We start from the raw sequence: 13,521 nt of genomic DNA, 5'->3' as shown, positions 1-13,521 counted from the left end.
TTCCGCCCTGCGCCCTTGTTGGTGTTCTTCACCAACAAGGATAGCGGCCGCGGTCACTACTACGACCAACTCCTCGCAGGCCACCGCCCCAATCCTTGCCATAGTCACAAAAGAACCTACCACCTACTTGTTGGTGTCCCACCAACAAATTCTCAGCCACCGTCATCCGAGCCCGACACGCACAATATTCCATCACCTCATAACACCCCCGCTAACACAATAGTAAAACACCGATAAAGTAAAAAACACAACGCGTGCCCTGTTTTTAACCTACTTTTACAACAACCTACTCTTGTGAACCCATGGCACGGTCGTTCCTTCTAATAGTCCTTTATTTTACCGCACAATCCTTACTGGCGCAAGCCCTCCCCAAACCCGTGCTATTGCCAAATGGCTGGAAACTCACCCCGGCCGGCACGTCCTTTCCCTTGGGCGATTTGCCTTTGAACATGGTAATCAGCCCGTCATCAAAATATTTAGCTGTCACCAACAACGGCCAGGGCATTCAAAGTATTGAGCTCATCGATCTTCGAAAACAAAAAAAGATTGACTCCGTGGTGGTGTCAAAATCATGGTACGGCCTTGCGTTCTCAGGCGATGAAAAATATCTCTTTGCTTCCGGCGGCCACGATAATCTTATCCTTCAATTCGCAGTACAAAAAGACAAACTCATACTCACCGACACACTGAAACTTGGCAAACCGTGGCCCGAGAAAATCGGACCTGCGGGGATCGAGGTGGACGATAAGCGACAACGGCTTTATGTCGTGACCCGGGAAGATCAGAAATTATATGTGATCGATCTGAAAACAAAGAAAATCCTGAACACCCTCGGGCTGGGAGCGGAGGCCTACGCCTGCAAACTAAGCCGTGACAAAAAAGAACTCTATATCTCCTGTTGGGGATGCGACAAGCTTCTCACCTGGGACCTGGAAAAAAACATCTGGAAGAACCCCATCACGGTAGGCGACAATCCCAATGAACTTTTGCTCACCCCGGATGGCAAGTATCTGTACGTCTGCAACGCCAACGACAACAGTGTTTCCGTGATCGACAACAAAAGTAAAAAAGTGATCGAAACACTCGACGCCGCGCTCTTTCCGGATTCCCCCAGCGGCTCGACGACCAATAGCCTGGCATACGATCCCTCCGAAAAAAAGCTTTACATCGCCAACGCCGATAACAATTGCCTCGCCGTGTTCGATGTGTCGAAGCCCGGAAGAAGTTCGGCGATGGGTTTTATTCCTACGGGATGGTATCCAACTTGTGTTCGACTGATCAATAAAAAATTGTGGGTTTCCAATGGCAAAGGATTTGAATCGAAAGCTAACCCGTTCGGCCCTTCGCCGGTGCGAAAAAAGGAAGATGTGATTCACCATGGCGGCATCACGAAGGAGGGAAGCGATGTGCAGTATATCGGTTCTTTGTTAAAAGGCACGATGAGCATCATCGATATACCTTCCGCCAAGGCGTTGAAAGAATACTCGGGCAAAGTCTATAGTAATTCCCCGTATTCACAATACCGGCGCGACACGCTCGACAGGCCGGCACCGATCAAAATGGGCAAAGAATCACCCATCAAGTATGTCTTTTATGTGATCAAAGAAAACAGGACCTACGACCAGGTGCTGGCCGACGTGAAAGGAGGGAACGGCGACACGACATTGCTTCTTTTCGGAAGAAAATATACGCCCAACCAACATGCTTTGGTAGAGTCTTTTGTGCTGCTCGATAATTTTTATGTCAATGCCGAAGTCAGCGCCGACGGGCACAGTTGGAGCATGGGTGCTTATGCCACTGATTATCTCGAAAAGACCTGGCCCTCCAGCTATAGCGGGCGCGGTGGAACCTATGGTGGCGAAGGTGAGCGCGAGATCGCCAATAACAAAAATGGTTTTATCTGGAACAATTGTTCGCGATACGGAATCTCGTATCGAACGTATGGAGAGTTCATGGAACACGAACGCCCCACGATTCCCATACTGGCCGGCCACAATTGTCCGACCTACCCCAGCTACAGCTTGGAGATCCGCGACACGACGCGATTTTATGTCTGGAAAAAAGATTTCTTGTCCTTGCTAAAAAACAACAAGCTTCCGCAGTTTAACACGGTGCGGTTTGGCAACGACCACACCGAAGGCGTCCGCCTGGGCCGGCCCTCGCCCTATGCCCACGTGGCCGACAATGACCTGGCTGTGGGGATGTTTATAGAAACACTTTCACAAAGCCCCATCTGGAATGAGACCGTAGTCTTTATTGTGGAGGATGATGCGCAGAACGGTGCCGATCACGTGGATGCGCACCGCAGCACCGCCTACATTGCCGGAGGTTATATCAAAAGAAAAGTGGTGGATCACACGCTTTACACAACGGCGTCAATGCTTAGAACCATGGAGCTGCTCTTGGGCATGGAGCCCATGACCCAATATGACGCTGCGGCCACCCCGATGTGGTCTTGTTTCAATACAAGTCCTGCGCCTTTTTCTTTTCATGCTATCATACCCAGAGTAAGTTTGGATGAAAAAAATGTTGCGATCAATCAATGGCAGAAAAAGTCTGAACAGTTCTCCTTCGACAAGGAAGATTCAAACAACGACATCGAATTTAATCAGGTGCTTTGGCATGGGTTGAAAGGGGAGACCCCGTTCCCAGGGCCCAAGCGGGCCGCTTTTGTTATTCCCTTGGCAGACGATAACGATGATGATTGACGCCTAATGAAAGCTATCTGCCTTTATCACAGGTGAAACTATAAAATTCCATCAATGGGTGGAGTCAGCGTTACTTGACAAGCTTTGGGGAGCCTTCTATGAAAGCTCTCCTTTTTGCTGGTCAAATTTGTAAGAATAGAATTCCATTCATTGATGCCTTCCATTTTTTCACGTAAAGGAAGAACGTAAGGACCCTTTTTTGTCTGTTGGAACGGATCGGGGTGGAATGGTCCCCCCTTTAGCGCTGATAGAGATCCTTGATCTCCGCAGCCGACAACGCACGGTTATAAATGCGCATTTCACCAAAATTTCCTGGAGTATAGGACGAGATATTGTAGGTCTCGCCGATCACCAGGTTCTGGCCAAACTGGTTGATCACCCCGGTTGCGGGTTGAGATATCGAAAGTTCTCCGTTCACGTAGAGCGACATGGCCGCTCCATCATAAGTCGCCACGACGAAATACCATTGTCCGGTCACCCATGTGGCAGGCGAAACCACTACTTTATATTGAAGATTCAGTGACAGCGCAAAGTTGAACGTGGCCGTTGTGTTCGGATACTCGTCGCCGGTCAGTCCGAGTTTGTATTGATACGTCGGGCCTGAGTGCGTTTGATAGGGTTTTTCCAGGATTCCGTTGTTTCCATTACCATAGAAGGATTCCGGCTTCACCCAGGCTGCAAGGGTTATCTTTTCAATTTTATCCAACGCCGACGCATTTTTTACGATGATCCGATCGGAATAGCCATTCAAATGATAAGCCGTGGCCGGTTTGCCAGTCGTGCCGGGAACAAAAGAACCTGAGCCCTCCAAGATCTGATTCGAAAAATGAGAATTGTCGGCAATCGATGCCAGCATGGGAAGAAAAAATACCAAGTCGTCATCGACAATGGTTGCCCGCGATTCCGCATTGCCCACAACGCTAACGCTATCGGTTCCCGTGAGGAAAAAGGTCACGTCTTTGTCTCCATCAAAAGCCGAATTCACTTTTGGAACGATTTTAAAGGAAGCATTTGTCGCGCCTTTCGCAACATGCAAAGTGATCATACCGCCAACGGCAACAGGCTCTGTCACATAGTCGTCCCCATAAGAAGTCGTGTGATCACTGATCGATACTTTAACATTCTGGTCTCTTGTGGCTGGCCCTTGCAAGGCAAGGGTAACGACTTCGCCATCGACTTTCGATTCATTGACGGACACGGACTTACTTTGAAAATTGACCACTACAGGCACCACCGGGTCGGGGGCGTCGTCTTTGCAACTTTCAAGAACGATGGCAAAAATCAAAACAAGCAAAAGACCCCCGGACAGGTCACGAAATTTCATAAAATTAGGAAGCATGGTTGGAATGTTTTTAAAATGACATACAAATTGGCTGGCTCTGCCCAATCAGGGTCATGTTGGATTGGCCGGCGATAGCTAAGAACGTTTTATTTTTTTGAAATACCAAACAACGCTACCCAAAAAGAATATAGGGTAAATAGACCCGGCAAGGCTGTGATTCGGTACGTTATTATTGGCATGATGACGGCGATTGGCCATCACCGGGTCTCTATGTCAAACCGATAGCGATCGATCGAAACTTCAGAGGCAATCTATCTTTCCCGATCACAACTACCCATGGATCGACGAGCCATTGGTCGTTGATACTTTGGCGACGCAGCACGAGGTGTGCCACATGCCTCAAACTGAAAAATGATTTCTCTATCGCCTGCGAAGGAATTGCCCCGTGGTTTACGGCCTTTCTGCCGACGATGACCAGCAATTTCTTTTATCAAGAAGGCAATTGAAAAGCAGGCTTGTTAAATCGGACTTTTGCTTGCTAACTTTGACCGAAACACTTTCACGCACAATGAACCTGGCCACCTCCCTCGATCACCCCGTATTCCGCCGCATCGGCGCTGTAGCCGACCGGTTGGGTCTGGATACCTACGTGGTGGGAGGCTATGTCCGTGACCTCATTCTGAAGCGTCCAAGTAAAGACATCGATTTCGTCTGCATCGGCAGTGGTATCGCCCTGGCCCAGGAAGTGGCCAAAGCCCTCGGCCCGGATGTGCATGTGGCCATCTATAAAAACTTTGGCACCGCCCAGATCCGGTTCGACAACATGGACCTGGAGTTTGTGGGGGCCCGCAAAGAATCCTACCGTGCCGAATCCCGCAAACCTATCGTGGAAGACGGCACCCTCGACGACGACCAGAAGCGCCGCGACTTCACCATGAACGCCCTGGCCATCAGCCTAAACCAGCGGAATTTTGGCGAGCTCATCGACCCGTTTGGGGGCCAGGAAGACATGCGCAAAAAAAGCATCCGCACCCCGCTCGACCCGGAGGTCACCTTCTCCGACGACCCGCTCCGCATGATGCGCGCCGTCCGCTTTGCTTCCCAACTGAATTACGACATCGAGGCCGACACCTTTCAGGCCCTCACCACCCAAGCGGCCCGTCTCAAGATCGTATCACAGGAGCGCATTACGGACGAACTTAACAAGATCATTCTGAGCCCCATACCATCATACGGCTTCAAGCTGCTCTTTCACAGTGGCCTGCTCAACCAGTTCTTCCCCGAGCTGGTGGCGTTGCACGGTGTAGAGTACGTGGGGAACCGCGCCCATAAGGATAATTTCTTCCACACCCTGCAGGTGCTGGACAACGTCGCCAAGGAATCCAGTGACCTCTGGTTGCGCTGGGCGGCCATACTACACGACATCGCCAAGCCGGCCACCAAGCGCTATGACAAAGACCACGGTTGGACTTTTCACGGCCATGAAGACCGTGGCGCGCGCATGACCCCGGGCATTTTCAAGCGCCTCAAACTGCCCATGAACGAGCACATGCTGTTTGTCCAGAACCTCGTGCGTCTGCACCTGCGCCCGATTCCATTGGCCAAGGAGGTGACCGACAGCGCTATCCGCCGCTTGCTCTTCGACGCGGGCAACGACATCGACGCGCTCATGACCCTGTGCCGGGCCGACATCACTTCCAAGAACATGGAAAAGGTGGGCCGGTTCCTGAAGAATTTTGACCTCGTGGAGCAGAAGATCGCCGAGGTGGAGCAGAAGGACAACATCCGCAATTTCCAGCCGCCCGTGACCGGCGACATGATCATGGCCATGTATAACCTGCCTCCCGGCCGCATCATCGGCGACATCAAGGAGCAGATCAAGGAAGCCATTCTGGAAGGCGAGATCCGAAACGACAAGGAGGAGGCCCTGGCCCTGCTCCACCGGATCGCCGCCGAAAAGGGGCTGGTGAGAAACGCCGATCCCCTGCCAAATCCGGAATGACAACCCATTTTTCCGGCCATTCCATGCAACCATTTCTGTTTACCTTGGTCTTTGAAAACTAAAAGACTGTCTTCGTTGTGGACCAACCGGGAGTAAACATTCACCACGACCTGATCGAGCGTTGCAAGGCGGGCGACAGCGTGGCGCAGCATAGCCTTTATAAGCTCTATGCCAAGGCCATGTACAATGTGGGCTACCGCATCACCCGAAGCGAGGAGGAGGCCGAGGACGTGCTCCAGGAGGCCTTCATCAACGCCTTCCGCAACCTCGATAGCTACCGTGGCGACGCCACCTTTGGCGCCTGGTTGAAACGCATCGTGGTGAACAAGGCCATCAACGCTCTGAACAAGAAAAAGCACGAAGCCATACCCGACGACGAAAAATGGGATGTTGCCGAGGAGGAGCCACCCGCCGACTATGGGAATGAACTCACGGTTGACCGGGTGAAACGGGGTATCGAACAGTTGCCCGATGGCTACCGGTCCGTGCTCTCGCTATATTTGTTGGAAGGCTACGACCACCAGGAGATCGCCGAGATCATGGGCATCACGGAGTCGACTTCGAAATCGCAGCTCAACCGCGCGAAAAGTAAATTGAGACAATTATTAACCCAGGTTCACCTGAGATAACACCCTATATCAGGGATCGAGAAGAGAACGAAAACGAGCACGCATATGAAAGATCAACTGGAAGATTTTGTACACCGGAACCGCGCCGCCTTCGACGACAAGGAGCCGTCTGAACGGGTGTGGAAAAACATCCATGCCGCCACACAGCAAGGTTCACGAACGACAGTTTGGAACTCGCTCACGCTCTGGCGCGCCGCGGCCGTGGTGTTCATGGCCCTGTCGGGTTATCTGTTCTACCAGAAAACAAATGCAAAGCCCGCGGTCTCCGAGGTGGCAGCCAACGAATTCAGGGATGTCGAGCGTTTCTACATCAACCAGATCTCTGAAAAAGTACAACTCATCGACGAGTTTCAAAGAAACGAAGGACTGAATGGCTTCACGCAAGATTTTCAACAGCTCGAGGCGATGTACAGCGTGTTGAAAGAAGAAATGAAAGCGCATCCCAGCCAGAAAGTGAAAGACGCGCTCGTGCTCAATCTCCTCATTCGCATCGACCTGCTGAACCAGCAACTGCACACGCTGGAAAAGAAAGAGGGTGAATCATACAAGGATAAGAAAGAAAAGAAGGAAGAATCTGTGTAGAAGGAAATATTCTGTGGTTGATTAAGCTTTCGCTTTAAGGAAAATTTAAGAAGGAATTTACACAACGGTATAAATGCAAAAAAGCCCAGCGTCTCTGGGCTTTTTTGTTACCTAAACCTAAACCTATGAGAAGAATTACTCTACTCAAGAATACTAACGCTACTCATGGCTGTAGGTTTCACGGATCGAAAAAAAATTTATTCTTTTTTCAATTTGTCTTTAAACACCTTCTTAAACTTTTCAACCTTGGGTTGGATAACATACGAGCAGTAGGGAGCGTTACCATTCAGGTTGTAGTAGTTTTGGTGATAGTCTTCGGCCTTGTAGAACACACTGAAAGGCGTGATCTCCGTGACGATCGGACGATCGTATATTTGCTCCTGGATAAGTTTTGCCTTATAAGATTCGGCCAATCGCTTTTGTTCATCGTTGTGATAAAAGATCACCGAGCGATACTGCGGCCCTTCGTCGTTGCCCTGTCGGTTTAGGGTGGTCGGATCGTGGGTCTTCCAGAAGATCTCCAACAACTCGTCGTAGGTCACCTTTTTCGGGTCGTAGGTAAGTTGGATCACTTCAGCGTGGCCGGTGAGACCGCTGCACACTTCTTTGTAGGTCGGGTTCTTTACCTTGCCCCCTGAATAACCGGATTCAACTTTTTCGACACCTTCTACATTTTGGAAAACAGCTTCGGTACACCAGAAGCAACCGGAACCGAAAGTGGCAAGCTCCAGGCCTTCTGTTTGAATAGGATTTGTCATTGTCTTCTTTGTGTTTTTGTTTTTTTGACCACAAGAAACCCCTGCGAACAAGGCTACAAAGGCCAGTGAAATGAAGATGGATCGCATATTTATAGGATTTGTTTACTTAACCTAGATACGAATAAAATAGTTTACCCGGTTCTCCCGAAGTGTCGGACAGGCTACATTTCCCTCGATTAAAAGACCGACCGCTCACGGCCATAACCCAAAAGGGGTGCCCGAAGGAATGATCCAGCGTTCAAACACCCACCCAAGCCTGATTTCTCATTCGCCGAAAGGCGGCGCCAACAAAAAAGCCCGGTCATAACGGCCGGGCTATCACGATCAATATATTCCTGCTTTCTTGGCGGCGATCAATAGCTCTGGTAAAAGTTTTTCACGGACGGGATCAGTTGGTTATAGATCGGTTTGGTGAATTCCAGGAACAGGTCTTGCGGGCCGGGAGGTTGGAGCTCTTTCAGCCGGCACGTGCGCAGTTGTTCGTCGCTCAAGGCGCGTTCGTCGCCGTTGAAGCGTGCCCATTGGCTCACCCACACATACTCGCCCGGGAACTTGCGGTGTGTCAGCACCCCGTTGGTCTTGGCATCAACCACGATCATGCTCAGCAGACCGTTGGAGCTAAGTTCTTTGCGATAGGTGGTGAGCTTTGCTTTCACGGTGTTGTAGACAGGAACCATTTTGCCATTCACTTTTGTTTCGCCCACCTTCACGCTGTCGCGGCTCACGGTCTCTTCTTTTTCCTTCATCAACGTATTGCCTACTGAAAAGTCATCGAATTGGATGCGGATGATCTGGTCGGCATAGGGAAGCTGGGCAACTTTAGCTTCTTCGGGAGTATAGAATTTTATAAAGGTCATTTCCGTGTAGTTGTTATGCAGAAACTCTTCCACTTTGTCCTGGAAGAACCCTCCGCTCAGGTTGTAGCGCGCCGGCACGGGAATTTGTTCGATGATCACCTTCAGCGTGGCTTCAAATTTGGCCTTGTCCAGGTATTCGACCACGTCTTTGTAGCCGGGCACAAACACTTGCGCGTCCGAGAAATTGAAGAAGGCTTTTTTGGCTTCGTTGCGTTCACCTTTCATCAGCGCTTCGATGCCGGCATTGTAGCTTTCATCGGCGGCCTTTTCTTTTAGCGGACCGATCTCGGCATAGTAGTTTTTGGGATTGGACACTGCCTTCTTGCAACCGGGACATTGCCGCACGGCCTCGTACAGATTGTTGATCTGGTCGTAGGATTGAATGGCGTTCTTCCACTTGAAGGCCGAGTTAGAGGCGATCTGGTTGTTGGCTTCCGTCTCGAAATATTCCACCGCCAGGGGATATGCGCTCTTCAGCGTTTCCAGGGATTTCGAATGGTCGGGATTTTGTCGCAAGCGCTGCACGGCCTTCATGACCGCGCCGTAGTAGTCGCCGCGCTCATAGGCCTGTTTACCGGAACTGCATGCTAGAAGGATAAGGGAAAAGAGGATGAGTAGGCGTCCTGGTTTCATGGGGGTGATCCTGTTGTATTTGAGTGTCGAAAGGTAATCAGTATGGCGCGAAAAGTAAAAGCCAGCAAAGCGTCAAACCGGGTTTAGGAGGCGCTTCCTTTTAGAAAAAGTTACATGTGTCCAGGTCCCTCTGATTTTCATGATTTCCACTTTGGGTCACGCCTTTATCGGATCATCCTTGTCATCGACAAACCGGACACAAAGCGCGGCGATCAGAAGGAGCGTCCCTGCCATAACAATGCAGTAGATCGGTTGCGAATGGAACACATATTTCACAATGGGGCCGCCTGCGAGGCTGGTCACAATTTGCGGGCAGGTGATGAAGAAATTGAACAGTCCCATATACACGCCCATCTTATGAGAGGGAACGGCCCCCGCCAGAATAGCATACGGCATGCCCAAAATACTGGCCCAAGCTATGCCTACCCCCACCATGGAAAATACCAGGACCCCGGGATCCGAGATGAAATACATCGAAATAAGGCCCAGGCCACCCGCTGTAAGCGACAGCGAATAAGCCAATTTTCGACCCAGCTTAAAGGCCACATAAGGCAAGAGCATAGCATACACGGCCGATACGCCATTGTAGATTCCAAATAACCCGCTCACCCAATTGCCTGCCGTTTGCGCACCAACTGAGCTCCTGTCGCTTAGCGGCACGCCATAGACGTGCGTAGATACAGCGGATGTCGTGAAAACCCACATCGTAAAAAGCGCCGACCATGAAAAAAATTGAACCAGGCCCAGTTGTTTCATGGTCTTCGGCATAGCCCGGAAATCGTGGAATATTTGTGAAAGGCCACGATGTGCCTGTTCTTTATGATCTTCTTTTTGATCCTCGCTGGGTGGATATTCTCTCGTGGTGACAACGGTCCATATGATCGCGACCAGAAAAATGAAGGCGCCCACATAGAACGAAAGTGTTACGTTCAAGGGCACCTCACCAGCAGGCGCTACTTTCGGAACGCCAATGAGCTCGGCAAAAATGAGGGGCAGGAAAGAGCCGATCACGGCGCCCAGACCTATGAGGCAGGTCTGTATTGAAAAACCCAGGGTACGTTGATCAGAAGGAAGCAGGTCGGCCACCAGGGCCCGGAAGGGCTCCATGGCCACGTTAAAGGACGCATCCATGATCATGAGGATGCCCGCGCCTACGTACAACGGCGGAAGCAGGCTCACAAGCCAATCGGCGTTGGGCATGAAGATGAGCGCGCTCGACGCAAGAATGGCGCCGGCGAGGAAATATGGGCGTCGCCGTCCCAATGATGTCCAGGTACGATCGCTATAATGGCCGATGATGGGTTGGACGATCATCCCCGTGAGCGGTGCCGCCAGCCAAAACAGCGACAAGTGCTCCACCTCCGCGCCAAAGATGCCCAGGATGCGCGAAGCATTTCCATTTTGAAGTGCAAAGCCGAACTGGATGCCAAAAAATCCGAAGCTCATGTTCCAGATTTGCGCGCGGGTAAGGCGGGGTTTTTCCGTTAGGGTAGCAGTGGCGGTTTGCACGGTCTAGGTTGCTCAGTGGCGGATGGTGATCCGTTAAAAGTGAACAAAACCCGCGAAATTCCCAAGAGCAATCGTTAACATTACCACTGCAGCACGATCGCCCCGTGGCGATAGTCCACGTCCACGCGGTGCACGTCCTCATAGGGCGCCGGCTCCGGATCGTAGATGGGATCGAATTTTTCCAGCGCAGCAAAGAACGTATTCGTCTCGTGGCGGAAGGCCTTGTGCTCGCCGTTCACCTGGACGTGCAACACGCTCTGGTCGAGGCCGTGAACCACCACCGCCAGGTGTTTTACCGGCGACGTATACATGCCTTCCACTTCTTCGAAGGTGATTTGTCGTTGACGATCGCTATAGGTGATCCAGCGTTTTGAAAATTCTCCTTGTTGATAAGCAAACGTGCTCCCGTCGTCGGTGTAGTAGCAAAAACGCGAATCGCTTCCGGTGTACACGTGCACGATCAGGGTGTCTGTGGCTTCTTTGGTATGCGATCGCACCGGCTGCATCGGGATCACGGCCCCAGCTTTCACATATACGGGAAGCCTATGCGCAGGGCACTCCACGATCACCTCCGTGTTGCCGGTAAAGGGTTTGCCGTCGTACAGCGAGTACCACTTGCCTTCGGGGAAATAGACCTTCACAAAATCGCGCGTACTTTCTACGGGTGCTACCAGGAAGTTCGGGCCGAATAAATACTGGTTGTAAAACTGTCCGTCGTAGATCTTGAAGTCGTGTGTATAGTCCAGGGCCAGTGCGCGCTGCACGGGCATGCCGGTCTCGGCAGCTTCATGGAACAGCGAATAGATGTAGGGGAGGAGTTGATAGCGGAACTTGATGTAGTTGCGGGAGATCTGTTCCACCTCTTCGCCATAGGCCCACGGCTCGGAGTCGCGGCTGTTGATCATGGAGTGGCCGCGGAAGAAAGGGGAGAAGGCGCCGATGGAGATCCAACGGGCATAAAGCTTGGTGTTGGCATCGCCCACAAATCCTCCCACGTCATAGCCCGCAAAGGCGATACCGCCAAGACCCAGGTTGGAGACCATGCGCGCACCCATGATCATGTGTTCGTCATAGGCCACGTTGTCGCCGGTCCACAAGGCGGCATAGCGTTGCACGCCGCTGTAGCCCGAGCGTGTCAGGTTGAAGGGGCGCTTGCCTTTCAGCAACGCCTTGGTGCCTTCGTAGGTGCTGCGGGCCATCAGGAAGCCATAGAGGTTGCGCCCGCGGCGCATGGTGGCCTTGTTGCCTTCGAAATCCATCTCTATGTTTTCCGGGAGCATGTGCCCCCAGGTGGCGATCTCGTTCATATCGTTCCAGAAGCCTTCCAACCCCATGGCTACATACGCCTTGAATTGTTCCTGCCACCATTGGCGCGTTTTGGGACTGCTGAAGTCGGGGAAGTGACACCAGCCGGGCCACACCTGGCCGCTGTAGTTGGTGCCGTCGGGATACCGGATAAAAACCTCCTGCTTCACCCCGGAATCATAGGCTTCGTAGCCTTCTTCCACTTTAATGCCGGGGTCGCACATCACTACCACATGAAAGCCCAGCGCCTTGAGTTGCTCCAGCATCTTCTGGGGCTGAGGGAAATCCTTTTTGCTCCAGGTAAAGATCTTGTACTGTTCCATGTAATGGATGTCGAGCACGATCACATCCGAGGGAATGTCTTTGTCGCGGAAAGTTTGCGCCAGGGTGAGCACCTCTTTGTCGGGGTAGTAACTATAGCGGCACTGCTGGAAGCCGATGCTCCACAGGGGAGGCATTTCCATTCGCCCGGTCAGGTGCGTATAGTGCTTCACAATGCCGGCCACTGAAGTGTCGTGTATAAAATAGTAGTTCATCTCCCCGCCGTCGGCTGCAAAGCTGGAGAAGCGGTTGTTGGACGCGCCGAAGTTGAAGAACGATTTATGGGAGTTGTCGAAAAAGATGCCGTAGCTGAGGTGGTGGTGCACGCCGATGTAGAACGGGATGGTGCTGTACAGTGGGTCGGCGCCCGTGGAGTAGGCAAAGCTGTCGGTGTTCCAGTTGGTGTAGCCCTGGCCGCGGCGGTCCAGCGGCCCGGTCTTTTCACCCAAACCGATAAAGCGCTCGCCTTCCTGGAGTTTTTTATAGGTCGTCACCTGGTCGCCATTCCAGCTGGTGCCAAAGGCCGGGTCGTCTTCGTTGATCGTTTTTCCGTCGGCGGTGAGAAAACGGAAGCGCACGGGACTCTTGGTGATCTCGACCGATAGGGCTGTCGTGGTCACCCGGACGACCCCGTCTTTTTCGGAAACCCGATGATGGTCTGTTTCCGGCGACGCTATAACGGCATAGGAAAAGTCCTCGAATGCATCGCCAGCCCGGGCCACACTCAGCCGGATGATGTTGGCGTTGTACACCAGCAGCCGGAAGCTGCCCTGATCCGTTTCCCCGTGTAGGCCCCCCGTGATGGGAGTCCACTTTTGCAGGGTGCCCAGGGATTGGCTGAGCGAGGATTTGAGAAGATTTGCCATAGGGAATGGGGTCGTTGCGATCTAAGTAAAGATAAAAAAGAAAAGAGCCCTTGCCGGGCAAGAAACGAT

The 13,521-nt window shown here is 51.9% G+C and carries 9 protein-coding genes; 4 read left to right on the top strand and 5 right to left on the bottom strand.

All coding sequences use genetic code 11. From position 1 onward, the window contains the following. Positions 1-302: 302 nt before the first annotated feature. Positions 303-2,708, top strand: coding sequence for a bifunctional YncE family protein/alkaline phosphatase family protein (locus tag D4L85_RS26210; protein WP_119757084.1), 2,406 nt, complete (start codon positions 303-305; stop codon positions 2,706-2,708). Positions 2,709-2,946: 238 nt separating this feature from the next. Here the strand turns inward: D4L85_RS26210 and D4L85_RS26205 are convergent, their stop codons facing one another. Next, complete coding sequence (locus D4L85_RS26205) at positions 2,947-4,032, bottom strand: LamG domain-containing protein (RefSeq protein ID WP_160144012.1); 1,086 nt, start codon at positions 4,030-4,032, stop codon at positions 2,947-2,949. A 526-nt stretch (positions 4,033-4,558) separates the two neighbouring features. On the opposite strand from D4L85_RS26205, the gene D4L85_RS26195 reads away from it, so the two are divergent. From D4L85_RS26195 to D4L85_RS26185, 3 genes are all read left to right on the top strand, one after another. Continuing rightward, a complete protein-coding gene (locus D4L85_RS26195; protein ID WP_119757081.1) occupies positions 4,559-5,992 on the top strand; it encodes a CCA tRNA nucleotidyltransferase in 1,434 nt (477 codons plus the stop codon). Between the two features lie 77 nt (positions 5,993-6,069). Next, entirely contained in the window at positions 6,070-6,621 is a 552-nt protein-coding gene (locus D4L85_RS26190) for an RNA polymerase sigma factor (protein WP_119757080.1), read from the top strand. A 45-nt stretch (positions 6,622-6,666) separates the two neighbouring features. After that, positions 6,667-7,203 (top strand): hypothetical protein, encoded by a 537-nt coding sequence (locus tag D4L85_RS26185; protein ID WP_119757079.1) that lies wholly within the window; start codon positions 6,667-6,669, stop codon positions 7,201-7,203. A gap of 197 nt (positions 7,204-7,400) precedes the next feature. Here the strand turns inward: D4L85_RS26185 and msrA are convergent, their stop codons facing one another. The 4 genes from msrA to D4L85_RS26165 all read right to left on the bottom strand — a co-directional run bounded on the left by msrA (position 7,401) and on the right by D4L85_RS26165 (position 13,452). Continuing rightward, complete coding sequence (msrA, locus tag D4L85_RS26180; protein WP_228450638.1) at positions 7,401-7,961, bottom strand: peptide-methionine (S)-S-oxide reductase MsrA; 561 nt, start codon at positions 7,959-7,961, stop codon at positions 7,401-7,403. A 353-nt stretch (positions 7,962-8,314) separates the two neighbouring features. Then, positions 8,315-9,451 carry a hypothetical protein gene (locus D4L85_RS26175; protein ID WP_119757077.1) on the bottom strand — a complete coding sequence of 379 codons (1,137 nt, stop codon included), beginning with the start codon at positions 9,449-9,451 and terminating at the stop codon, positions 8,315-8,317. Positions 9,452-9,607: 156 nt separating this feature from the next. Continuing rightward, positions 9,608-10,897, bottom strand: coding sequence for an MFS transporter (locus D4L85_RS26170; RefSeq protein ID WP_119758953.1), 1,290 nt, complete (start codon positions 10,895-10,897; stop codon positions 9,608-9,610). Between the two features lie 143 nt (positions 10,898-11,040). After that, positions 11,041-13,452, bottom strand: coding sequence for a glycoside hydrolase family 31 protein (locus tag D4L85_RS26165; RefSeq protein WP_119757076.1), 2,412 nt, complete (start codon positions 13,450-13,452; stop codon positions 11,041-11,043). Between the last annotated feature and the right edge of the window lie 69 nt (positions 13,453-13,521).

It is taken from the genome of Chryseolinea soli, assembly GCF_003589925.1.
Classification (GTDB): domain Bacteria; phylum Bacteroidota; class Bacteroidia; order Cytophagales; family Cyclobacteriaceae; genus Chryseolinea; species Chryseolinea soli.
This window is presented reverse-complemented; position numbering and strand designations above follow the sequence as displayed.